Here is a 24,125-nt window from a genome sequence, read left to right on the forward strand (position 1 = left end):
TAAGCTCACAGGGCTCGGTATGCCTGAAACTCAGCATGTTGTTTAAGAACTGCTCAACATGGGGCTGCCATGTCTTCTCAGCGAATTAAGCAACAAAGCCCAATCCACCCCAACGTATCCGAATGCTCGTCTCTTAGAATACACCCGCCCATCAAGATTTTTTCAGTCGGAAACCATACTGTAAGGTTGTCCTCCGTATGACCAGGCCCTGGGTAGTAAACTTCAATTTTTCCTGGAAAAAAAGAAAACTCTTCTTGCGTGAATGTATATTTGGTAAGGGCGAATCCGTCTCTATTTAAAAAATCTCTAGTTTTCAGGGAGGAGTAAGTAGGGATATTATGCTTGTTTAGATAAGATATCCCAGCACTTCTATCTTCATGCGAATGAGTAATAAGAACTTTCTTCAGAGTTAAGTTTTTCTTTTCTATCCAGCTCATTAAATCAGGCATATCTGAAGCATTCCAAGGAGTGTCAATTAAATATGCATTTTTTCCTTAAATAAAAAGAACTGCATTTGCATCTAATAATTTAGGGTTATTGCTATCATAAACATTTATTATTTTTTAAATGACTTCACTAAATATAAGTTTTCTGAGAGTTTATCCATCTTAATTTCAGCTAAAGCATGGGAACTGAAAATTAAAAGCATACTAAAGATAAAAAGTGACATGTTCAATTTTAGTATATTCAAACGTTTTGTTTTCCTGTGTCTATGGTCTTAACCTTGATTGGTATTGTATCAACAATAATGACAAAAATTCGACTAATTTATCTTACTCCAGAGCTATTCATAGCCAAATCAACAATTCTTTCTTTGATATTAGGCTTGTATGCTTCATAAGTATAATCAAGCTGAAATGAGCGCTGGCACTCAAGGCAGCGAAATCGCTGAAAGCCAGACACACTGATGCCATGCTTACGAACATGATCAGTTTGATTACAAAACCGACAGTTAACTTGAATGGTAGCCATAAGTTCTAGTTTTGAATAAAAGGACGATCATTATAACTCAAATCTACATGTTGGAGTCATGACCCCAATCCACGCCAGCAATAACTCCGGATGTTGAACCTGATCCGCTACAGCTCAATACTCTAACGCCGACAATGTTGACGTTCTTCGCTACACCATACAAGCTGCCGCCGATGGTGCCAGCTACGTGAGTACCATGCCCATTACAATCACTTGAGTCTGAATCATTATCGACAAAGTCGTAGCCAGAAACAGAACGCCCACCAAACTCGACGTGTGAATTGTTCACACCTGTATCGATGACATAAACCGTTACCCCAGAGCCATCAAAGTTGGCGTTGTAATTGCTATCAAGCGGTAGGCTGCGCTGATCAATTCGATCAAGGCCCCAAATAGCATTGCTTTGGTTCGCTTCTACCGAGACTATCGGTTCAAGCGTTAGCATTTTATCTTGTTCGATGTAGTCTACTCTCGGATCAGCACGCAGTTCGTCCAGCTGATTTGTATTCAACGTGGCAACAAAGCCGCTAATTGAGCGATCAAATACGGACTCTACCTGTATTGAGTATAAGCCGGACATACTGTCCACCGATTGTTGCGTGGACTGTTGAAAATATGGAGAGTCGCTCGGCATCATTTGCGGCTGTTTAAAGACCACGATATAACGATCAGCGATGGCGACATCGTCCGGAGCGAGCATCAACGCTGCAGGGGCTTGTTGTAAATCAGAAGCACCTGGCAGATCCGTTGATTGAGAGTAAACGGAAGCAGAATGAAAACAGATTGCCGAGGTTATACAACAAGTAAGTAGTTTCTTTGACATAAAATGTTCCTTGAAATCATGGTGTTGTTGATTTTTACCTAGTACCAAACTGTCAACACGAAAACACAGACAATCAGCGTAATACGCTCAATACGTGCTGCAGTGACGTTACACGATTCAACCTAGAACAATGCGCAACCGGATGCGTAACTGATAATAATTCGTATACTCAGAAACATGACCAATTCCAAACCTTTCTTGAAATTGAAATGTAATGATTGACTCAGAGTTAGAGCAAACTCCCTAAAATAGAATAATTCTAAACATCGGACTTGTTGGCTGTTATATGTCCTCTACCAACGCCCTATTTGGGCGATAAAATCTCCACTTTTTCTTCAAACTAGAGACTCCAGCTCTCAAGTTCATTTAATTGCATAATTGACCTAAATCAACGAACCTGTCGTTTATATTCTTTGCATATTTGTAAATGAAAGGTGACCAACTGCTTGGGAAGCTAGCAAAATCAAATCGTGCAAAGTTTGTGCGTTTTTAACATCGTTTTTTGCCATAAAAACCATCGATTTTTTGCATTTTATCGAATAAAACGATTGCTATACCGTGACTTCCAGAGCGTACCAATAAGAAGTACGCCGCCCTAGTGAGAGTGAAAAATCAATTAAAAAGGAAGTTATTATGAAAATTCTTATAGCAGTGAGCGCCTTGTCAGTCCTATCTTTCGGAGCCTATGCAGAGCGCCAATCTGCAGAGCCAATCAAGGTCATTGAGCCTATTTCTGGCCTTGATGCTAAGAAAGTAGAACTGGGTAAAACGTTGTGGTTTGAACCTCGTTTATCCGCCTCCAACACCATTTCTTGTAACTCTTGCCATAACATCGCAAAAGGTGGCGTCGATAACCTACCAAGCTCCATTGGTCATAAATGGGCCATTGGTCCTATCAACTCACCGACGGTGTTTAACTCAGATTTGAACTTTGTTCAGTTCTGGAACGGGCGCGCAAAAGATTTGCAAGAACAAGCGGCTGGCCCTATAGAAAACCCACTCGAAATGGCCTTTAGCCACCAGCTTGCGATCGACACGCTCAAGTCGATTCCACAATATCGCGAGTGGTTTAAAGAAGCGTATGGGACTGAGACCATAGATATTGATAACGTCACCGATGCGATTGCAACGTTCGAACAAACCTTGCGTACACCAAACGCGCCATTCGATCTTTGGTTAAAAGGCGACGATAATGCACTCACTACCGCACAGGTCGAGGGTTACAACTTATTCAAAGCGAAAGGTTGTACAGCGTGTCACAGCGGCCCTCTCGCTGGAGGTCAAATGTACCAAAAAATGGGCTTAGTGAAGCCGTTCGCAACGGATAACCCAGATGTGGGACGTAAAGCGATCACGGGTAATGATTTCGATAAGTTTGTCTTCAAAGTACCGACACTAAGAAATGTTGAACTGACCTACCCTTACTTCCATGATGGCTCAGTTTGGGAGTTAGAAGAAGCGGTGTCGATGATGGCTGATTTACAACTTGGCCAAAAGCTGACGAAGGAAGAGTCTGGAAAAATCACTGAGTTCTTACGTTCTCTAACGGGTGATCAACCGGAAGTGACGTTGCCTCACTTACCGCCATCCACTAACGAGACTGCTCGCCCGAATATCTAAATTGTTCGATAAGAAACACAAAGGAGCCACAATTGGCTCCTTTACTATTTCCATTACCAACTAAACGCTTTAAGCAACGCTCACCGATTTTTTCATTGTACTGCCTTGCTCAAAGAACTCTTCGTGCAGTGCACAAATCGCTTGTTTATACTCGCCATCACTGACCACAAACTGTACATTTACGTTTCTCATTGATGAATGGAGCGCGATCGGTGTTACCCCACTGTTCATCAGCGCTAGCACGCCTTTCGCTAAAGTTTTATTAGTGTCAATCTGAGAACCAATCGCGGAGATCAACGCGACCATTTTTCCTGTAATTGATGCTTTAGGGTGGCGCTTTTCAGCCTTGTAGAGCACTTTGTTTAAACTATCAATGCTGCCGCCTAGGTAATAAGTGATTGAGTTTGCGTTCATCTCCTTCCCAATCAGATTAACGCGAGCGTCCGCAATGATTTCCATCAGTTCGTAACTGACATTATCTACTTTGCCTACCATCGCTTGGTCAAACAAATGAAGTGCAAACACCTTTTGTTTACCTGCAATAATCTCAATACGATCATTCTCTGGGCGATAGTCTGCTGAGATTAACGTTCCTTGGTGCTCAGGCTCAAACGTGTTCTTTATTTGTAACTCAATACCGCTCTCACGTAGACCCGCTGCAGCATTGGGATGGATGGCTTCCATCCCTAAGTTTGCCAGTTGATCAGCCACATCATAGTTAGTCGAGCCTATAGGGTTAACGTTATTGGCACCAACCACTCGCGGATCGGCAGAACTTAGATGGTATTCCTTATGGATAATCGCCAGATCAGCTTTAGTCATGGCAGCGATGCGACTGAACGTCATCTCACTGTAACCGCGATCATAGGTGTGCATTAAACCTTCTTTGCAGTAGGCATACCCTGTGACAATTGGCAATTCTTGAGTAACATCAATCTCAGCAAAGGCATCAGAGATAGATTCATCCAGTGTTTTGGGTGTTTGGTTATCCCAACCAGAAAGATCGACAAACTTTGCGTTAATGCCGATATTTTTCAATTTCAAAGCCGTGTTATAGGCACTGTGTGCTTCACCTATCGAGGAGAGAAATTCACGAATTTGAGGCAAATAATGACGTAGAGAAAATTGACCATACTGACAAGTTTCAAGAATGTTGGTGACACAGTTTTTAGCTTCTGCGATGCGAGAACGGATGAATTTATCCGCACGCATTCTATTCATTGGGTCAGCAAAGATATGTTCATTGGTCAGTAGCATTCGACTTTCAACATAATCTAACGCCTCCTCCCATGCTTCATCTCGCTTGGCAATCAATTGATAGACGCCTGGCTTGCTGGTTTTTTTGCATTCCAGTAATGCATCCGTCATACCACCGTAGGCAGAAACGACAAAAATACGGTTATAAGGGTTTTGTGGACGAAGGAGAATGTTATCAAGCACAGCATCGAATGCTGTCATCGAAGTACCGCCGATCTTTTCTACGGTAAATGTCATGAGAGGGCCTTAATGATTGGTAATTTGAAAGAAAGGAAAAGAAAATGGGGTGAAGCTTCACCCCATTTCAAATGTTTATAGAGTTAGGCTAGTCAACCAGAGGGTAAACACCGTTCTCATCGTGCACTTCCGCACCTGTAATTGGTGGGTTAAACACGCATGCCATCACCATTTCTTTGTTTTTGTATGCACGAAGATAATGTTCGTCATGCTTATCAAGGATGTACAGTGTGCCGGGTTTAATTGGATAGGTTTCGCCACCTACGACTTCTATTTCCCCTTCTCCACTCATGCAAAATACCGACTCGAGATGGTTCTGATAATGGATGTGCGTTTCTGTTCCTTCGTATATCGTCGTGATATGGAATGAGAAGCCCATGTTGTCATCTTTCAATAACATACGTACGCTTTCCCAGTTATCCGACACAACACGTCTTTCGCTATTGCGACACTCATCGAGTGTTCTAACGATCATAATTCTTTCCTTGCTATGATGCTTGTTTGAAATGTTTGCTTGCGATGGCTTCGACTGAACCCTCGAAGATATTCAGCCCTTGCGTAAGTTCGGATTCTGAAATGGTCAATGGACAGAAGAACTTCACGACTTCATCATTTGGTCCTGCAGTTTCAATCACCATGCCATTGTCGAAACAGGTTTTAGCAATATCGCCTGAGATTTGACCGTTCTTACATTCAATTCCGATCATCATGCCGCGGCCTTTGCGCTGTACAAACAACTCAGGGAATCGTTGAACCGAACGTTGAATAACTTCATTAACCATGCTTGAGCAACGCTTAATGTGCGTTTCGAAGTTATCGTTTGACCAGTAAGCCTCGAGTGCTTTCGTAGCAGTCACAAACGCGTGGTTATTTCCTCGGAATGTGCCGTTATGCTCGCCTGGTTTCCACTGATCAAGTTCTGGCTTTAAGAGCACAATAGCCATTGGTAGACCATAACCACCAATGGATTTAGACAGAGTCACCATATCTGGCTTGATACCCGATGGCTCAAAGCTGAAGAATGTACCTGTTCTGCCGCACCCTGCTTGGATATCGTCAACAATCAATAAGATATCGTGTGCTTTACACAGCTTGCTTAACCGCTGCAGCCACGCGTTGGATGCCACATTTAGACCACCTTCACCTTGCACGGTTTCTAGCAGTACTGCCGCTGGCTTATCCATACCCGCCGAGTTATCGGTCAACATGGTTTCAAACAGTTTGAGACCATCAATATCAGCATAACCTTCGAAAGGAATACGAGTGACGTTGTTAAGACTAGAGCCCGCGCCTTGGCGATGATGTTGGTTACCCGTTGCCGCTAACGCCCCCGCCGTACAGCCATGAAAACCGTTGGTGAAAGCTACGATGCTACTGCGCCCTTTCACTTTCTTTGCCAATTTAATGGCGGCTTCAACAGCGTTGGTTCCCGTTGGGCCAGTGAATTGAACTTTGTAATCAAGCGCTCTTGGTTCAAGAATGTACTTATTCAAGGCTTCAAGAAAAGCGGCTTTTGCTTCTGAGTGCATGTCTAAGCCGTGTGTAATGCCATCCATTTCAATGTACTCAAGGAGCGCTTGCTTGAGTACTGGATTGTTATGACCGTAATTTAGAGATCCCGCTCCAGCAAGGAAATCGAGGTAACGTTCGCCTTGTTCTGTTTCTAGCCAGGAACCTTTTGCTTTGCGAAAGACAACCGGGAAACTGTTTGAGTATGAACGTACGTTGGATTCCTGCTTTTTGAAAATATCCATGATGAGACCGTTATTTGATTCCTATTGGGTGGGAGTTAATTGAGGGGAATGCGATACAGGTATTCCGTATCGTGTTTGCCCTTGAAATGATCTTTTTCGTCCAAGAAAGTGGTCACCTCGCCAGCATTACTATTTTGAGCATCGAGTTTTTTAAATAGTGCCCAAGATGCCTCATTAGATTTAGTAATTGTGGTTTCGACGGTGTCGATGCCTTCAAGCCCTTCTCGCTTTAATAAATTGTCGAGCATTTGAAAAGCCAAACCCTTGCCTCTAAAACGAGGAGCGACGGCGACCTGCCAGACGAACAACACATTAGGTTCATCTGGCTTTTGATAACCAGAGATAAACCCTGCGAGCTCGCCTTTATGCTCAACCAAAATACAGGTTTTGCTGAAGTGCGTAGACTGAAGGAAATTGCAATATGAAGAGTTCATATCGAGTGGTGGACAATCTGCTATCAAGCTGTAGACGTTGTCACCATCCGACACTTCTGGCTCACGAAAAATCCATTTTTTGCTTGGGTCTTCTCCAATTTCTGGATACATCACCCAAGGAGCTGATGTGATCATGTGTAGATACATATCCTTCGTGTTCTAATTAAATTTCCTTTTTATTATGGGCATCTCTCATAGCTAAAAATCAAATAAACAAGAGATTAATCGTCATTAAGTCGATCAATGTCACATCATTAGTGGTTGAGGGTGAAATAAAAATTAGTTTGAGCTCTAATGTATTTATAGGGCAACGTAAGAAATTAGACGATACAGCGTCACTATTCGTCAGCAGCCCACCCAAAGAAATGATTACAACCGTAAGAAATCCTTCCATTCGGTATTAATGCAACAGATTGGGTGAGAAAAAGAAATAAAGCATAAGAAAAGAAAACGGCACGCCTAAGCATGCCGTTTTTTATTGAAATTTATCAGAGAAAAGATTCGCGTTACGCTTTCGCTTTTTTCGCTGATTTAGATTTTGGACGAGGCTCATCCATTAGGCCTTTCACCAAAGACACTGTCGCCACAAGAAGTACGATTGTGAATGGCAAGCCCGTTGTTACCGCCATCGCCTGTGCCGCTGCTAGACCGCCACCAAGCATCAGTGCAATTGCTACCAAGCCTTCGAATGTACACCAGAACACACGTTGTGGTGTTGGCGCATCCACTTTACCGCCCGCGGCAATCGTATCGATAACCAAAGAGCCAGAGTCAGCTGACGTAATGAAGAATACGACTACTAGGATGATACCCACGATAGAAGTGATCTGAGAAAGTGGCATCACGTCTAACATAGCGAACAGTTTAAGAGGCAGTTCTGCATCAAATACTGCTTGGTAACCATCGTTCACGTATTGGCTGATCGCCGTTCCGCCGAATGCGGTCATCCATAACACACACACTGTAGATGGGATCAAAATTACACACACGATAAACTCACGAACAGAACGACCACGAGATACGCGCGCAATAAACATGCCTACGAATGGTGACCATGAAATCCACCATGCCCAGTAGAAAGCAGTCCAACCTTGCGAGTAGTTCACGTCTTCACGACCAAACGGCATCGACAATGCAGGAATATTCGCTAGGTAAGCACCAATGTTGTCAAAGAAGCCCGTCATAATCGCCATAGTTGGACCAACAATGATCACGAACAATAGCAATAGCGCCGCTAAACCCATGTTGATTTCAGACAGACGCTTAACACCACTATCTAGGCCCGCAACCACAGAGATCAATGCAAGTGCCGTGATGATAATGATCAACACAACTTGCGTGGTGTCTGTCATTGGGATACCGAACAGGAAGTTAAGACCTGTTGCCGCTTGCGATGCACCGTAACCAAGAGAAGTCGCTAGACCAAATACCGTTGCAACTACGGCAAGAATATCGATCACGTGACCAGTCCAGCCCCAAACGCGCTCACCAAAAAGAGGGTAGAAAATGGAACGCATCGTTAGAGGCAAGCCTTTGTTAAACGAGAAAATCGCCAAACCAAGAGCTAACAGTGCATAGATAGACCATGGATGCAGAGCCCAGTGGTAAATCGTTGCCGCCATACCAAGTGCAGACGCAGCCGAGGTGTCCCCTTCTGCAGCACCCAGTGGAGCCCAGTCAGTACGAACGCCGTTTTCAACGTTTACACCACCTAGTGCCGCACTAAAGTGAGACATTGGCTCAGATACACCAAAGAACACCAAACCGATACCCATACCAGCTGCGAATAGCATCGCAAGCCAACCGGCATAAGTATAATCTGGCGTTGCTTCTGTACCACCGATACGAACACGACCAAGTGGCGTGACGATCAGGATCAAGCACACCACGACAAACACGTTGCCCGCAGATAGGAAGAACCAATCAAGGTTTGATACCAGCCAACCACGCAAACCCGCAAAGAACGGTTCTACTTGTTGTCTGAATATCAGTGTTAACACTACGAACAGGATGATCGACATGCCTGAAATAGCAAATACACGGTTGTGAATATCAAGTCCAAAAGGACCGACTTTTAACGCGACGTTATCCTGACCAATCTGGTAATCAGTATCGATCGGGTTCACCTTACCGTCGGGGCGCTGTATACCGCCATTGTTGTCAGTGCTCACGATTTATCTCCTTAAAATACGTGGCCAAATTAAAAAAATCGTTGTAGGAATCGAAGGGATGGCTTTTCGCGCCACTTGCTGCAAAGCTTATTGCGATCGTTGCGCCGCTATTAGAATTGTTACTCTACTGTGTAATTTTAACGTTAAACGCCCCGATATCGCATTGCATTTCGTTATCGGGACGACTAATTATTTTTATGGCTAAATTGCAGCGTGGTTATTGCCAAATCGTAGACAATCGCATGTCCCCGTCAAAATGGTATTGCAGTTGCGCTTGTAGCAGTTCCGCTGTCGCAAGTGCATCCGTAAGTGCATGATGAGGTTGATATACTGGCAGATGATATCTTTCACGAGCGTGCCCTAAACGCACCGAGCCCGGCTTTTTACCTTTGAGCTTATTTAACCAACCTTCACATTGACGACGCTGAATCGCGTATTCAATATCCAAGGTATCTACAACAGGGAATTGAATCCCCTCACCTATGCTATTCAACAAGGCATTGTTAAAGAATTGACGCTCAATATTTTTGTAATGCACCACCACAATCTTGCCTGAGAGTTCTGCCAATATAGCCTCTAAGATTTGATTAAGTTGCGGCGCACTCTTCACTTCTGAATCGGTAATACCATGAATCACAACCGATTCTTCATTCAATTCTCGATTTGGATTCACCACCCAATGACGCGAGCCACTGCATTGCACTCGTTCCAGAGTAAACGGAACTAAGCCAATAGTAAGAATGGCGTCTTCTTCTGCATTTAAACCCGTGGTCTCAAAATCGACGGAGACAAAAGGTACCTCTTTTAATGGCGTATCACCATTCACAATAGGCGCAGAGTAATAACGTTTTAATCGATCATCTTTCGCTTGCGCGGCAAGTTGCTCAAAGAAAACGGGCCAATCAGGTGTCTGGCTGGTATCTAGTAAATCACGTGCATCTTGCTGTTGTTTAAAAAACCACATCATTTACTGCTTCTCTGATAACGGAACTTAATGAAGTTTTGCGCGTTACTTAGAATCTGGAAGGCGGCTTTTAAATTACGGCGCTCAAACTCAGACATATGTTCAGGCTCGATGTTGTTGTCCGGCTCTTCGCCATTTTCAATATCCAATGCCTGATGACGAATACGTACCATGTAAATAAGTTCCATGGCATCTTTCAAGTCCATCCCTCGCCCTTTCGGCAAGATCCCAGCGTTATTGATGTCATCCAGACGCTCGAATGAATTTTGTGAGCGAGAGCCAATGGCAAGAGAATGGACACGAATCAAGTCCGCCATCGGTGCAGTGCCGCGACGTTTCAAGTTAATGGAGTTTCGATGACGGCCATCCTTCTCCATCACAAAGTCTTTAAAGAAACCCAGAGGTGGTGTTCGACGAATTGCGTTGTAGGCCATACAAGCGAGGAATCGGTTGTTCTTCTTCGCGCGGCGAACAATGAATCCGCTTAATTGCTCTGCCCACTTCACTCGGCCATGCACACCTAATAGATCAAAGAAAATGCTGCTATTGAGCAGACGCTCCGGTGTTGGGTCATCAATCCAGTTAGCAAAACACGCTTCCCATTCTGAGCGCGTTTTGCGCCATTCTGGATTAGTTGCCATGATGTCGCCAGAACAGTAGGTGTAACCACATTCTGCTAACCCATCGCAAATAAACTTAGCAAATTGCTCAAAGTACTGACCATGCTCACTTGGTTCGTAGCTGTTATCGAGAATCAATGCGTTATCTTGGTCCGTGACGATCAATTGCTCATCACGCGCCATGGACCCCATTGCGAGCAAACAATACGGAATAGGTGCTGGGCCAAGCTCTTGTTCTGCTAACTCAGCAAGACGCTGCTTGAAGCTACTGCCAATAACCGACATCGCTCGGCCGACCATATGGGCGTTCGCATCTTCACTCACCATACGGACAAAACAGTCTTTCACTTGTTTCGATACCGCTTTAAGATCTTCGATCGTGTTCTGTTGGAATATCGAACTCACAAGCAATAAACTGTTTTGCGACTCGTATCTGACGATATCCGTCATACTGAGTACACCAATCGGTTTTTTGTCTTTGAGGATTGGCAGGTGGTGCACGTTATAGCGCAGCATGGTCAGCATGGCTTCGAAGACATACGCACTGTTATCAAGAGATACGACGTCGTAACTCATCACCTCACTTACGGGTATGTTGGTCTCCCTACCCTCAGCTAAAACGCGTATACACAAATCACGGTCGGTCAGGATGCCTAAGAGTTGGTCATCATCATCTTCGGTAATTTCTTCTTCTGGACGCACGATCAACAATGCCGTGACGCCCTCTTCTGCCATCAGTATTGCCGCTTCCTGAATTGTCGCGGTAGCAGCTAAGGTTACTGGCTCTCGGCTAAGAATCTTTCTCGCTTTTGCGGTGGTAAAATCGTTGCCATCAGACTGGTTCGAAACCACGGTTCTTAGTCTTGCACTGTCTTCCAATTCCATGAAATCAGCGAAATTCTCAAACTCATCACACAATTCGTTGAAGATGCCCTCTGGGATGCAATACACCAATGTATCTTCAATTGCTTTAGCTGGCATACGGACACGGTTATTCATCAACAACCCCATTTGTCCAAACAAACCACCAGCATCAATTCGGTTATACAGCTCCCCCTTGCGGCGGAAAATTTCGACGACGCCACTGCGAACCATATACAGATCACGAATATCGTCACCTTTCTTTAAAATATCTGAGCCTGCGCGGTAGTAAGCCACTTCAGCGTTCATTGCGATATTTTTCAGGTGCGTCTCTGGTAAGTCATCAAAGGGAGGGTATTGGCTAATGAAATTGAGTACTTCTAATTGCTCGGCTTCCATTCTTTATTCCATGCATTGCCTAAACTTCAGCGATAAATATCACCAAGCATTCAATCAGGCAATAAATAAATCCAGTGATGGTATGAATCGACTCAAATAGCAGAACATGTCACCAACACATTAGTTCGAACTCTAACTTAAAACATTCTAAAACGGCCTATTTACGAAAGATTTCGTTAGGATCAAAATGTCACTCATCAACCACAATAAATTCAAAAATATTTCACAGGCCATTTCACCCACTTTTGCGACGCACTACAAATAAACATAACGCACTGTTTTTACGTCATTTAAAGCCAAATCATTGGTTAAGCTGTTTATGTCTAATCTGTGTAACGTCACCACACAAACCTTTTATCGAACATTGAAATTTTCCCAAACATTACTTAGAGTACGAAACGTTTTACTACAAAACATTCAAAATTAAGGATGATTTACATGGATCCCATACTGGAAGTTAAGGGACTGTATAAGGTGTTTGGTGACGATCCTGATCGCGCATTCTCACTGATTGAGAAAGGCATCGATAAAGATCGTATTTTTGAACAAACAGGTTTAACGGTTGGCGTTAACGATGTCTCTCTTTCCATCAATGAAGGTGAGATTTTTGTCATTATGGGCCTATCTGGCTCAGGAAAATCCACACTCGTTCGTCTTCTCAATCGCTTAATTGAGCCAACCAAAGGCAGCGTTTACCTAAAAGGTAAAGACATTGCCCACATTTCTGAAGATGAACTTAGAGAAGTTCGCCGCAATAACATTTCCATGGTTTTTCAAAACTTCGCGCTCATGCCTCACATGACGGTGATTGAAAACGCTGCTTTTGGCCTTGAACTCGCCGGTGTGAACCTCAAAGACAGGCAAGAAAGTGCGTTGTCAGCCTTACAACGCGTTGGCCTTGATGCCTACTCAGAATCCTATCCGGATGAGTTGTCTGGCGGAATGAAGCAACGAGTTGGCCTCGCTCGAGCTCTCGCGTGTGACCCTGATATCCTCCTAATGGATGAAGCCTTTTCAGCGCTCGATCCACTTATCCGAACCGAAATGCAGGATGAACTTATTCGACTGCAAAATGACGATAAACGTACGATTGTTTTCATCTCTCACGATTTAGATGAAGCCATGCGAATCGGCGATCGTATTGCCATCATGCAGAATGGCGACGTGGTTCAAGTCGGTACACCAGATGAGATTCTTCATAACCCTGCCAATGATTATGTGGAAGCCTTTTTCCGAGGTGTTAACGTTGCAAACGTACTGACCGTGAAAGACATCGCTCGAAAAAAGCCAGCCGCTGTTTTCAAGAAGTCCGAACATGATGGTCCTGGGTCTGCAATGCAGATATTGATGGATCACGACCGCGATTACGGCATAGTCATTGATAAATCCAGCCACTATTCTGGCATTGTTTCTCTTGATTCGTTACGCATTGCCCACAAAGAAAATCGCTCACTAGCCAGTGCACAATTGATCGACGAAATCACCCTCCAGCCAGACCAAGCAATCAACGACATTCTTGGTGTCGTCGCTGGTGTCCCTTATGCCGTCCCAGTTGTCGACGAGCAAGGCCACTATTATGGTGTCGTGACAAAATCACGTCTTCTGCAAACGTTGGATAAGGATTAGTCATCATGTCAACAGAACAAACCACTAACGATCCGTGGTCAACGACAGAAGCGGAACAAACCGACCCGTGGTCAACAGCCACAACAGAACAAAGTGACCCTTGGTCACAAGGCAGTGAAGCGACGTCAAGTATAGACTGGTTGAATTCTGAAACCGTTGAAGAAGCCCCTTTTGATATCATGAACCCCTTTCAAGATGCGGTCCTTCCTTTGGATACTTGGGTAGAATCTGGGTTAGATTGGCTCGTCGAACATGGACGTCCGGTCTTTCAAGCAATTCGCGTTCCCATTGATTTCATTCTCTCCTCATTTGAAACGGCGCTCGTCTCTACACCTGCCCCGTTCATGCTCATCATTCTCTTTTTATTAGCATGGCAATTTTCTAATTTGCGTTTGGGGATGTCGACATTCGCTTCATTAGTCTTCATTGGGCTGATAGGTGCTTGGTCCCAAGCAATGACGACCTTGGCATTAGTACTGACATCCGTATTCTTCTGTCTGATCATTGGATTACCACTTGGTATCTGGCTGGCAAGAAACAACACCGCCGCTAAGTTCATACGGCCCATACTCGATGCAATGCAAACCACCCCTGCTTTTGTCTACTTGGTACCTATCGTCATGTTGTTTGGCATCGGGAACGTACCAGGCGTGGTGGTCACCATTATTTTTGCATTGCCTCCCGTGGTTCGCTTGACCATTCTTGGTATTCAACAAGTCCCAGAAGAGCTGATTGAAGCCGGACACTCATTTGGAGCCAGCAAAAAGCAAATGCTGTACCGCATTCAACTTCCCCTTGCCCTACCGACTATTATGGCAGGCGTAAACCAAACCCTGATGCTCTCCCTTTCTATGGTGGTAACTGCCTCTATGATCGCAGTTGGTGGGTTGGGACAAATGGTATTACGTGGAATCGGACGTTTGGATATGGGGCTAGCAGCGGTGGGCGGTTTAGGTATCGTAATCCTTGCCATTCTACTCGACCGTATCACACAAGTTTTAGGCGCTAACGCGGGTAACACGAAGTTACGTTGGTACCACACCGGTCCAGTTTCTTACCTTTTAAAACTGACCAACAAATCAAACCAACCTGATCTCAAACTTAGGAGAAACATAAATGACTAATTCATGGAAGAAAGCGCTAACAGCTGGAACGTTAGCAACGATGGCGTTTTCGACTCAAGCTTTAGCGAATGACTTACCGGGTAAAGGCGTTTCAGTTCAACCAGTTCAATCAACGGTTGCGGAAGAAACGTTTCAAACTCTTATTGTTAACCGCGCGCTTCAAGCGTTGGGCTACGATGTTCAACCAACTAAGGAAGTCGATTACAACGTTGGCTACACTTCGATCGCAAAAGGCGATGCTACGTTCTTAGCTGTGGGTTGGTTCCCTTTGCACGCAGACAAATACACGATGTCAGGTGGTGATGATAAATTCTACCGCCAAGGCCAGTACGTTAGTGGTGCGGCTCAAGGCTACTTAATCGATAAAAAAACCGCAGAAAAATACAACATCACTAACATTGGTCAACTTAAAGATCCTGAGCTAGCAAAACTATTTGACGCCAATGGCGATGGCAAAGCAGACCTCACTGGTTGTAACCCTGGTTGGGGCTGCGAAATGGTAATTGAAGAGCAGCTTAACGCTTACCAACTTCGTGACACGGTCACACACAACCAAGGTAACTACGCAGCAATCATTGCGGATACTATTTCTCGTTATAAGAAAGGCGACCCGATCTTGTACTACACGTGGACACCTTATTGGGTAAGTGGCGTACTCGTTCCGGGCGAAGATGTGGTTTGGCTAGAAGTCCCATTCTCTGCTCTACCCGGAGAACGTAAAGATGTGGATACCACACTTAAGAATGGTAAAAACTATGGGTTTGAAATGAACTCAATGCGAATCGTGGCGAACAAAGATTTCACTGAAAAAAAACCTTCTGCCGCAAAACTGTTCGAAATCGTTAAGCTGAATATCAATGATGTCAGCGCACAAAACATGATGATGAGCCAAGGTAAAAATAGTGCGGCGGACATCGAGTCTCACGTTAATGGCTGGATCAAAGCCAACCAACAACTGTTTGATTCTTGGGTTGCCGAAGCTAAAAAAGCGTCAATGTAATTAACAATCGAATTCCTTCCTAAATAAGACCAAGCGCCAGCAGCCAAACCTGCTGGCGCTTTTTTATCCAAAATTCCTTTCGCAATCGTTTCTCTGTGATCTAAATTACATATTGAATGGCAGAACAAAAGTCCGTATATTGCGCCTGCCTACGCGGCACACCCTACAATGCACAACGCCATCCTGCTTCCACTGGTGCATTGATATTGGTGTTTAACTACATCCATGCAAAACACACCTTCCTCTTTTTCTCGTTTTTTTAAAGAATCGGGCGCATTGTTACACCTGTCGATCCCAATCATTTTGATGCAACTCGCAACTCAGTCGATGGGCTTTATCGATACCACAATGGCAGGCCAAGTAAGTGCAGCCGACCTTGCTGCGATCGCGCTTGGCACCAGTTTATGGCTACCCGTTTCGCTATTGCTTCGCGGCATCATCATGGCATTAACGCCTGTCGTTGCTTACCACCGCGGCGCACAAAGTTTAGATAACATCCGTATCTCTTTCATTCAGATGCTGTGGCTATCCGCGTTTGTTAGTGCCATCTTGATTGTTTACTTGCTACTTGGTGAAACCATTCTCGTTGGCTTAGGCGTTGCTCCTGAGATCATTCCTATTGCCAGTGATTATGTTGTCGCATTAGCGTTTGGTGTTCCAGGTATTGCGCTCTTCTATACGCTGAATGGTTTCTGTGAAGGGATGAATAACACCCGAACTCCGATGCTGATTTCTGTCATCGGCTTGTTGGTGAACATCCCCGTTAACTACATCCTGATTTATGGCAAGTTCGGCATGCCTGCATTGGGCGCGGTTGGTTGTGGCTGGGCAACAAGCTTGGTTTACTGGCTGATGTCTGCCCTGCTGTTTAGCTATATTAAGAGCCATCACCACTACAAAAACATTCTGCACTTCGCTGAGCTAAAACCAGTATGGCAAGAAATAAAACAGCTGTTCAAACTCGGCATGCCGATTGGTTTGAACATTGCGGTTTGTGGCAGTATCTTCGCGGTGATTGCGCTATTGATTGGTCGTATCGGTGCAGAGAACGTTGCCGCGGCACAAATTGCACTGAACATCTCTAGCATGACGTACATGATCCCGATGAGTCTTTCCTTTGGTATCACGATTCGCGTTGGTCATGCATTGGGTGAACAAAAGCTTGAAACGGCCTCTCACCGTAGTTTGGTGGGTATTATTACTGCTGCGCTACTGTCGTTGATTTCAGTCGGCTTCTTCCTGCTGTTCCCTGAGTGGATCATTCGTTTGTACACCACAGATCCTGTAGTTTCAGCGACCGCTGCTACTCTGTTGATGTTTACTGCGATGTACCAGTTCAGTGACGCGCTACAGGCCTCTGCAAACGGTGCACTGCGTGGCTACAAAGATACTAAAATCCCTATGATTCTGGCGATTCTTGCCTACTGGGGCTTAGCGCTTCCACTGGGTATGTTATTGGGTATCACCGATGAAATCGTTCCTGCAATGGGCGAAGAAGGCTTCTGGATTGGTATCGTAACCGGCTTAACCACCGCAGCAATTGCAATGCTGATTCGATTGACGCTAGTGATTAAGAAGTACAATCAAACCGCAGAAGTGAATACGGCGTCGCAACCTGAGTTAGCGATTCAATAGCGACGAGAACGTTTATCGTTTCAATTAGAAAGGCTCACTATCGCAGTGAGCCTTTTTGTTTTCTGGCTTACTAGCCTTGTTTACTTACCGTTGAGCTATCACCAGCATCGTTGATTCTATAGCCGAGTTCGGTGACTTTCTGGCGGATTTCGTCAGCTTGTTGGTATTCCTTCTGCTTTTTCATTTGCAAACGCAGCTCTACTAATTCCAAGATCTCGCGAGGAATATCTTCTTCCTCTACCTTATCAAGATCCAAACCAAACACACGATCAAAGTAGCGTGCCGTTGCTTTTTTATCCGCGTCATTTAATGCACTTCCAAGCAACTCCCACATTAATGCCATCGCTTGTGGCATGGCTAAATCGTTGTTGATGAGTGACATAAAACGCTCAACATACGTTTGGTCGACTTTGCCACCTTCTGGTAATGCCGACACTTTCGTTTTCAGGCGCTTTAAAGCCGTTTGTGCCGCGTCCAAGCTCTCCCACGTAAAGCTCAAATGACTGCGATAATGACTAGTCAGCACCAAGTAACGGTAAGCTAACGGGTCATAGCCTTTCTCGATTAACGCATCAAGACGAAGTGACGTGCCGGACTTAGAGATCTTCTCTTTGTTCAATTGGAGGAAGAAGCCATGCAGCCAGTAATTTGCTTGAACGTGGCCATTCTTTGCTTGGCATTGGGCAATTTCGTTGGTGTGGTGAACTGGGATATGGTCTTCCCCACCAACATGAATATCGAACACTTCCCCAAGGTATTTCTCTGCCATCGCAGAACATTCAATGTGCCATCCCGGAAAGCCAACTCCCCAAGGGCTTTCCCATTCCATTTGTCTTGGTGTGTCACCGCTAAACTTCCAGAGTGCGAAATCGGTTGGACTCTTTTTCTCCGCCATTTCGACGCGAATGCCCGCTTCTAACCCCTCGCGGTCCAGTTTGGCAAGTTTTCCATAATCCGGAAGCTTCGCCGAATCAAAATAAACGCCATCGGAGGTTTGATAGGTAAAGCCCTTTTGTTCAAGCTCTCGGACGAACTCTATCTGCTCTTGTATGTGCTCGGTAGCGCGACAAATGATGGAAGGCTGAGTGATGTTGAGGCTAGTAAGATCATCTAAAAACGCATCTTCAAAATACTTTGCGATCTCCCAAGCAGACTTATTCTGTTTTCTCGCACCCTTCTCCATTTTATCTTCACCGGTATCCGCGTCTGACACCAAGTGCCCAACATCCGTGATGTTCATAACGTGGTTTACGTCGTAACCGTTGAGCTCAAGCGTGCGCCTTAACACATCAACAAAAAGGTAGGTTCTCAAGTTCCCTGCATGCGCGTAGTCATACACCGTTGGACCACATGCATATAAACCGACTTTACCTGATTTAATGGTGTTGAACGGCTCAAGGGTGCGCCCCAGTGTATTGAATAATTGTAATTTTGACTGACTCATATTGTTATTCCTTTAAATGCAAAAAGGCCGCGGATGAAAACATCGGCGGCCTTTAATGTCTGTATGATCTTTTGCTAACTAATAGCTACACGAAAGCCGCCGCACATTTTTAGAAGTGCAACAACAACAGTTCGTTGAGATAGAAATCGCTAAATAGTTCATACAGATACCCTAAATAAGAAATCCATAGAAATCAAGCTTGTAATTATCACGCACTTTACGACAACAGACTGAACTACGTACGCCGTATGGCTTTACCCTCTCTTACAAAGCCGTACCAATCATTACAATTAAATTTATAAATAAACCTTATATTTCACGCTTACTTCACGTTTTATTTGATAAAAGACACACCATAAAAATCAGTTACATCAGTAAATTAGGGAATATTTATGAAGAAGCCCACGTTTGGGCCTTTGCAGCCCATCGCTGTATTTGCGCTATTTTCGCTTGCTTTTCTTTCCGTTTCGCGGATTTTACTTGCCATTTGGCTTTCTGACCGAATCGAATCTTTTAACGACCTTATTTATATTCTTGGTCAGGGCCTACGCGTAGACTTTGCCACCATCTGTTGGTTATTCATCCTTCCGGGCTTACTTTCTTCGCTATTACCTGTACAAGGAAAGGTCGGCGAATGCTGGAAATGGGTATTACGTTGCTGGATGGTCGCAGGTTTATGGATCATTGTTTACATGGAATTGGCAACCGCACCCTTTATTCAAGAGTACGACCTACGCCCAAATCGATTATTTGTTGAATACCTAATTTATCCAAAAGAAGTGTTCAGCATGCTTTGGACTGGCTACAAATTAGAGCTGTTCATTGGTGCTGTAGGCACGGCAATTACCCTTTTCCTTGGTTGGAAATGGAGCAAGAAACTAACCGACAACGCGAAACAAGTAAGCTGGAAATGGCGACCTATCCTTGCCATTCTTGTCGTTTTGGTTGGTGTCGCGGGTGCGCGTTCTTCTTTGGGTCATCGCCCTCTAAACCCCGCAATGGTAGCGTTTTCTAACGATCCGTTGATGAACGGTCTCACACTAAATTCTTCTTACTCTCTCTTGTTTGCTGTCAACAACATGAAGTCAGAGAGAAGCGCAGAGCAGTTCTATGGAAAAATGGATAACCAGAAGATGCTAGAACTTGTGCGCTCCTCTTCCGCGAAATCAAACTTTGATCCTTCAGTTCTTCCTACAATGAACAGCAATAAAGCGACCTATCAAGGTAAACCAAAGAACTTAGTCATCTTGCTACAAGAAAGCTTAGGTGCTCAGTTTGTGGGAGAACTAGGAGGATTACCACTCACGCCCAATGTCGACAAGCTTATGGCTGAAGGTTGGAACTTTACACAGCTATACGCAACAGGAACTCGCTCTGTTCGTGGTATTGAAGCAGTAACGACAGGCTTCCCACCGTCACCATCGCGTGCAGTTGTAAAACTAAGCAAAAGCCAGACGAACTTCTTTACTATCGCAGACCTTTTGAAAGCCAACGGCTACCACACTGAGTTCATTTATGGTGGTGAAGCGAATTTCGACAACATGAAGACCTTCTTTTTCGGCAATGGTTTTGATCAAATCATTGAAGAGAAAGATTACGAAAATCCAGAGTTTGTTGGATCTTGGGGGGTGAGCGATGAAGACCTGTACACCAAAGCAGACCAAGAATTTGAACGCCTGTCTAAGACCGATAAGCCCTTTTTCAGCTTAGTATTCAGTTCAAGTAACCACAGCCCATACGAATATCCAGAAGGTAAAATCGAGCCTTACGACTCTGAATACATGACACGCAATAACGCAGTGAAGTATTCGGATTACGCAATTGGTACTTTCTTTGATAAAGCCAAGAAATCGTCTTATTGGGATGACACGATATTCATTGTGATTGCCGATCACGATGCCCGTGTATCTGGCGCGAACTTAGTGCCTGTAAAACACTTCCACATTCCGGCTCTGATCTTGGGTAAAGACATCAAACCTCGCAAAGATGATCGCATTGCTAATAACCTAGATATGCCACCTACGCTACTTTCTTTGATTGGTGTGGATGCGAAAACGCCGATGATTGGCCGTGATCTTACCAAGCCTCTCGCACGCAAAGACGAACGTGCCATGATGCAATACGACAAGAACTTTGGTTACTTAACCCGAGATAACCTCGTTGTATTCTCGCCGGGCGAAAAGGTGTCGACCATGCAATACAACTTCGATAACCAAACGATGAAGCCTATTGAAGTGGACCCAGCTATCATTGAACGCGCTAAGGCCAACGCTTTGTTTGCCTCTAAGGCTTACCAAAACGACTGGTACTCTTCTAAAGTAACTAACTAGATAAAGATAAGGAGCGCAACATGCGCTCCTTTTTGCTTCACTGTTTCACTAGTGTGGTGCTAGCCGTTTTTCTTTTGCTTGACGAAGGCATTAACGTTGCACTCAACAGTGCTATCCCCATCCCACCAGCGAGGATGAAATACATCAATACAAACTCTTGTGTATGAGCATAAGTCGCAGCGATAAGCCAATACGCGATAGGTCCAGTACTAAAGCTTAATGTGTACTTAACGGCGTAGATTCTCGAGCGCCATTTCACATCGGAATAACGGCCAATAAGCCAATCATTCACTGGTATTTGCGCGTATGTACACAACATCAAACCAACAAACACAAGAACCAATGACCATTCATGAGTAACCGTCGCTAATAGGAGGAATAACAGTTGCCCACCAGCGATGCAGGCGAGCAGCTTCTTGATATCAACGCGGTCAAGCAGCTCACCCACAACAAGCTGAATAAACGCGGCACAAACAAAAATCGATGTGGTTAACGTACTTGAAAGGCTCAATGATTGGCTAAATTGTGCGTCCATGATTTTAGGTAACGAGGTCGTTGTAGATTGAAAGACTAAACCGCCGAAGAAGACAACCACCGCAGCGCAAACGAACAGCACTTTGAGTTGTCGCAAAGACATCGTTACGTCGTCACGTCTACTTTTCGCATGTTCGATATCAGTAACACCTTTCGATGCATACCAATACACGATCCCAGTTAATAAACACACAAGGCCTGGAACATAAAATGCGGCTTGCCAAGAGAACCATTGACACAACAAAGCGGTTCCCATTGCAGCAAACGCCAAACCTAAGTTACCTGCTAGTCCATTTACTGCGATAGCCCTGCCGGTTTTGTTTGCAGAGCTGAAGATAAGTGCGATACCGACGGGATGATAAATCGCGGCAAACAAGGCTATGGCACAAAGCCCCAATCCCATTTGCCATGGTGTTTGGGAGAGAGCGGTAAGTAACGCAGAGGTGCCCATCCCAAAGTAGAACACGAGCATCATGCCTTTTCGGCTCCAACGATCCGCCAGCCAACCTGCAGGTAGGGACATCACACCATAAACCAACATGGCTGCGCTTCCTACTTGCAGCAGCTCCGCGTAACTCATGTCCCACTCTTTATGCAGCGTTAGTACGACAGAAGGAAAAATGAGCAAGAAATAATGATTAAGCGCATGGCCCACATTGAGGACACCTGCGTGAAAGGAACGGTTCATCTCGACTCCAAACCAAATAACGGATAGCTAATTAATGACAAGCTCAGTTTATCTGGCTAGCATTTGGCGTATAGATTCTATCAAGACAGGCTATTGCTCAAATGAGCCAAAACATCAAAGCCATCAGTTTGGATGCCAGTATCAATCGCTTGGAGGCCGTGGTTATTCCCAAGCACTACCCCAATGGGCACGTCATTGGTTGGCATTACCATCAACACAACCAGTTGGTGTACGCCAGCAGTGGTGTGATGGCGGTCGAGACAGAATCTAAGCTATGGGTCGTTCCACCTCAAAGGGCTGTGTGGATCCCAGCGTATGAGAAACACAAGGTGTACATGTATGGGGATGCGGCGATGAAAAACGTTTATTTGTTGCCAAGCATCGATACTGATCTACCAAACCAGAGTGATGTTCTCAACGTATCACCAATGCTGCGTGAGATGATCATTCACCTTTCTGAGCAACCGGCCGATCAAGCCAGCACAGAGCTGTATTGGCGTATAGTTCTGGTTTTGTTGGATCAGTTGAAAGTCGCGCCGCAAGCGTCCATTCAAATCCCTCTTCCCAACAATGCCAAACTTGGGCAGGTTTGTAACTCACTGTTGGATGAGCCTGCGGATAATCGTTCATTAAAACAATGGGCAGAGGAAATTAACGTCAGCAGCCGCACTTTGAGCCGTTTGTTTCGCAATGAAGTTGGCATGTCTTTCATCGAGTATCGTCAACAAGCAAGGTTGTTCCTCTCTCTGACGTTGTTGGCGCAAAACCTCCCAGTTACCATCGTTGCACTGGAGTGTGGCTTTACCAGCGTGAGTGCTTTTAATCATCTATTCAAACATAGCTTTGGGGTGACGCCGGGTCGCTTCTTCATGAATTAATATTGAATATTGAGAACAGATAACACCCACATTTGATGCACTCAGAAAACAATCGAACACTCAGAGCTCCTGACTGACCTATCTTCTGAAGATTCTACCCAACACGCAATTTGCGTACTTACTCACTAACAAGGCGTAAATAATCAGAAAAACGTTTAATAATGTGCTTTTTAGGCATTCCCATTCAGACTTCAATAAATTAGACTCAAGCCAATGTCCAAGAAGTTTGAATTATTGATAAAAAAGGAATGCCAATGAGCTCAAGTATGATCCTTAATGAATCGCTAATTGTAAGTGGTCGAGATATTCCACTGAAAGAATTGTTGTATGCGAAGCGTGTGCTTGATAACTACATGGCCGTAGCAAAAGAAAGCAGCCCACTTGAACTGCTCACAGAGATGAAAACCGCGGCAAAACAAGTTGAATACTTCACAACGGAGAGTAACCCTTGTGAAGCACGCAACGTGATCAGCGCGATGATTGATAAGGTGGAGACCGCTGAATCCTTTGATTCGTTTAAAGCGCTCGCGGGCGAACCTTCTCAAGCACTGAATGAATTGATTGAAGATCGTGCGAAGCTCATTAAGCACGAGCGTGAATTATTACTGGCGTCGGGTTACGACGCGTCTCGCATCTGATAGCTACCTTGGTAGCTGCGCATTAAAAAGGAGCTCATTGAGCTAATGCCAGTCAGTTAAGCTGACTGGCATTTTTCTTTTTCCAGATTGGATACTTTGCTGATTTGTAACGGAGA

General features: G+C 44.7%; 17 protein-coding genes and 3 pseudogenes. 8 read left to right on the plus strand and 12 right to left on the minus strand.

Annotated features, from left to right (window positions below; genetic code table 11):
- Window positions 1–77 precede the first annotated feature (77 nt).
- The 3 pseudogenes from bla to OQJ86_RS23510 form a co-directional block, all read right to left on the minus strand.
- A pseudogene (gene bla, locus OQJ86_RS23500) lies at window positions 78–479 on the minus strand (metallo-beta-lactamase); the annotation flags it as partial.
- Between the two features lie 292 nt (window positions 480–771).
- Window positions 772–972, minus strand: a pseudogene (locus OQJ86_RS23505) (IS1 family transposase); the annotation flags it as partial.
- 64 nt (window positions 973–1,036) lie between these two features.
- A pseudogene (locus tag OQJ86_RS23510) lies at window positions 1,037–1,795 on the minus strand (S8 family serine peptidase); the annotation flags it as partial.
- A 633-nt stretch (window positions 1,796–2,428) separates the two neighbouring features.
- Between OQJ86_RS23510 and OQJ86_RS23515 the strand changes: the two are divergent.
- Entirely contained in the window at window positions 2,429–3,415 is a 987-nt protein-coding gene (locus OQJ86_RS23515) for a cytochrome-c peroxidase (protein WP_265991405.1), read from the plus strand.
- Window positions 3,416–3,484: 69 nt separating this feature from the next.
- Here OQJ86_RS23515 and OQJ86_RS23520 read toward each other — a convergent pair whose 3' ends face one another.
- The 7 genes from OQJ86_RS23520 to OQJ86_RS23550 all read right to left on the minus strand — a co-directional run bounded on the left by OQJ86_RS23520 (window position 3,485) and on the right by OQJ86_RS23550 (window position 12,112).
- The gene (locus OQJ86_RS23520) at window positions 3,485–4,909 is read right to left on the minus strand and encodes an aspartate kinase (protein ID WP_265991407.1); all 1,425 of its coding nucleotides are present in this window, start codon (window positions 4,907–4,909) and stop codon (window positions 3,485–3,487) included.
- A gap of 88 nt (window positions 4,910–4,997) precedes the next feature.
- On the minus strand, window positions 4,998–5,384 hold the full coding sequence (locus OQJ86_RS23525) for an ectoine synthase (protein ID WP_005393369.1): 387 nt from the start codon (window positions 5,382–5,384) through the stop codon (window positions 4,998–5,000).
- Between the two features lie 13 nt (window positions 5,385–5,397).
- Window positions 5,398–6,663 carry a diaminobutyrate--2-oxoglutarate transaminase gene (gene ectB / locus OQJ86_RS23530; RefSeq protein ID WP_038878614.1) on the minus strand — a complete coding sequence of 422 codons (1,266 nt, stop codon included), beginning with the start codon at window positions 6,661–6,663 and terminating at the stop codon, window positions 5,398–5,400.
- Between the two features lie 35 nt (window positions 6,664–6,698).
- Complete coding sequence (gene ectA, locus OQJ86_RS23535; protein ID WP_038872407.1) at window positions 6,699–7,232, minus strand: diaminobutyrate acetyltransferase; 534 nt, start codon at window positions 7,230–7,232, stop codon at window positions 6,699–6,701.
- 371 nt (window positions 7,233–7,603) lie between these two features.
- Window positions 7,604–9,268 carry a BCCT family transporter gene (locus OQJ86_RS23540; RefSeq protein WP_265991423.1) on the minus strand — a complete coding sequence of 555 codons (1,665 nt, stop codon included), beginning with the start codon at window positions 9,266–9,268 and terminating at the stop codon, window positions 7,604–7,606.
- 217 nt (window positions 9,269–9,485) lie between these two features.
- Window positions 9,486–10,235: a 3'-5' exonuclease gene (locus OQJ86_RS23545; protein ID WP_265991425.1), complete on the minus strand. Its 750-nt coding sequence runs from the start codon at window positions 10,233–10,235 to the stop codon at window positions 9,486–9,488.
- On the minus strand, window positions 10,232–12,112 hold the full coding sequence (locus OQJ86_RS23550) for a DUF294 nucleotidyltransferase-like domain-containing protein (protein WP_038878619.1): 1,881 nt from the start codon (window positions 12,110–12,112) through the stop codon (window positions 10,232–10,234). Before OQJ86_RS23550 ends, OQJ86_RS23545 begins: the two co-directional genes overlap by 4 nt.
- Window positions 12,113–12,550: 438 nt before the next feature.
- Here OQJ86_RS23550 and proV point away from each other — a divergent pair, with 438 nt between their 5' ends.
- The 4 genes from proV to OQJ86_RS23570 all read left to right on the plus strand — a co-directional run bounded on the left by proV (window position 12,551) and on the right by OQJ86_RS23570 (window position 17,497).
- A complete protein-coding gene (gene proV / locus OQJ86_RS23555; RefSeq protein WP_265991428.1) occupies window positions 12,551–13,738 on the plus strand; it encodes a glycine betaine/L-proline ABC transporter ATP-binding protein ProV in 1,188 nt (395 codons plus the stop codon).
- Between the two features lie 5 nt (window positions 13,739–13,743).
- Window positions 13,744–14,862, plus strand: a complete 1,119-nt coding sequence (proW, locus tag OQJ86_RS23560) for a glycine betaine/L-proline ABC transporter permease ProW (RefSeq protein WP_265991430.1) — start codon at window positions 13,744–13,746, stop codon at window positions 14,860–14,862.
- The gene (gene proX / locus OQJ86_RS23565; protein ID WP_265991432.1) at window positions 14,855–15,862 is read left to right on the plus strand and encodes a glycine betaine/L-proline ABC transporter substrate-binding protein ProX; all 1,008 of its coding nucleotides are present in this window, start codon (window positions 14,855–14,857) and stop codon (window positions 15,860–15,862) included. The genes proW and proX overlap by 8 nt, the downstream gene beginning before the upstream one ends.
- A 225-nt stretch (window positions 15,863–16,087) precedes the next feature.
- Window positions 16,088–17,497, plus strand: a complete 1,410-nt coding sequence (locus OQJ86_RS23570; protein WP_265991435.1) for an MATE family efflux transporter — start codon at window positions 16,088–16,090, stop codon at window positions 17,495–17,497.
- Between the two features lie 70 nt (window positions 17,498–17,567).
- Here the strand turns inward: OQJ86_RS23570 and cysS are convergent, their stop codons facing one another.
- Complete coding sequence (gene cysS, locus OQJ86_RS23575) at window positions 17,568–18,941, minus strand: cysteine--tRNA ligase (protein ID WP_063344841.1); 1,374 nt, start codon at window positions 18,939–18,941, stop codon at window positions 17,568–17,570.
- 392 nt (window positions 18,942–19,333) lie between these two features.
- Between cysS and OQJ86_RS23580 the strand changes: the two genes are divergently transcribed.
- On the plus strand, window positions 19,334–21,271 hold the full coding sequence (locus OQJ86_RS23580) for an LTA synthase family protein (RefSeq protein WP_265991438.1): 1,938 nt from the start codon (window positions 19,334–19,336) through the stop codon (window positions 21,269–21,271).
- Between the two features lie 37 nt (window positions 21,272–21,308).
- On the opposite strand, the gene OQJ86_RS23585 is transcribed toward OQJ86_RS23580, so the two are convergent.
- Complete coding sequence (locus OQJ86_RS23585) at window positions 21,309–22,493, minus strand: MFS transporter (RefSeq protein WP_265991440.1); 1,185 nt, start codon at window positions 22,491–22,493, stop codon at window positions 21,309–21,311.
- Window positions 22,494–22,594: 101 nt separating this feature from the next.
- Here OQJ86_RS23585 and OQJ86_RS23590 point away from each other — a divergent pair, with 101 nt between their 5' ends.
- Both OQJ86_RS23590 and OQJ86_RS23595 read left to right on the plus strand, forming a co-directional pair.
- Window positions 22,595–23,371 carry an AraC family transcriptional regulator gene (locus OQJ86_RS23590; protein WP_265991442.1) on the plus strand — a complete coding sequence of 259 codons (777 nt, stop codon included), beginning with the start codon at window positions 22,595–22,597 and terminating at the stop codon, window positions 23,369–23,371.
- A gap of 254 nt (window positions 23,372–23,625) precedes the next feature.
- Window positions 23,626–24,009 carry a hypothetical protein gene (locus tag OQJ86_RS23595; protein WP_038872381.1) on the plus strand — a complete coding sequence of 128 codons (384 nt, stop codon included), beginning with the start codon at window positions 23,626–23,628 and terminating at the stop codon, window positions 24,007–24,009.
- The last annotated feature ends 116 nt before the right edge of the window (window positions 24,010–24,125 follow it).

Source organism: Vibrio sp. Sgm 5 (assembly GCF_026241575.1).
GTDB lineage: Bacteria > Pseudomonadota > Gammaproteobacteria > Enterobacterales > Vibrionaceae > Vibrio > Vibrio jasicida.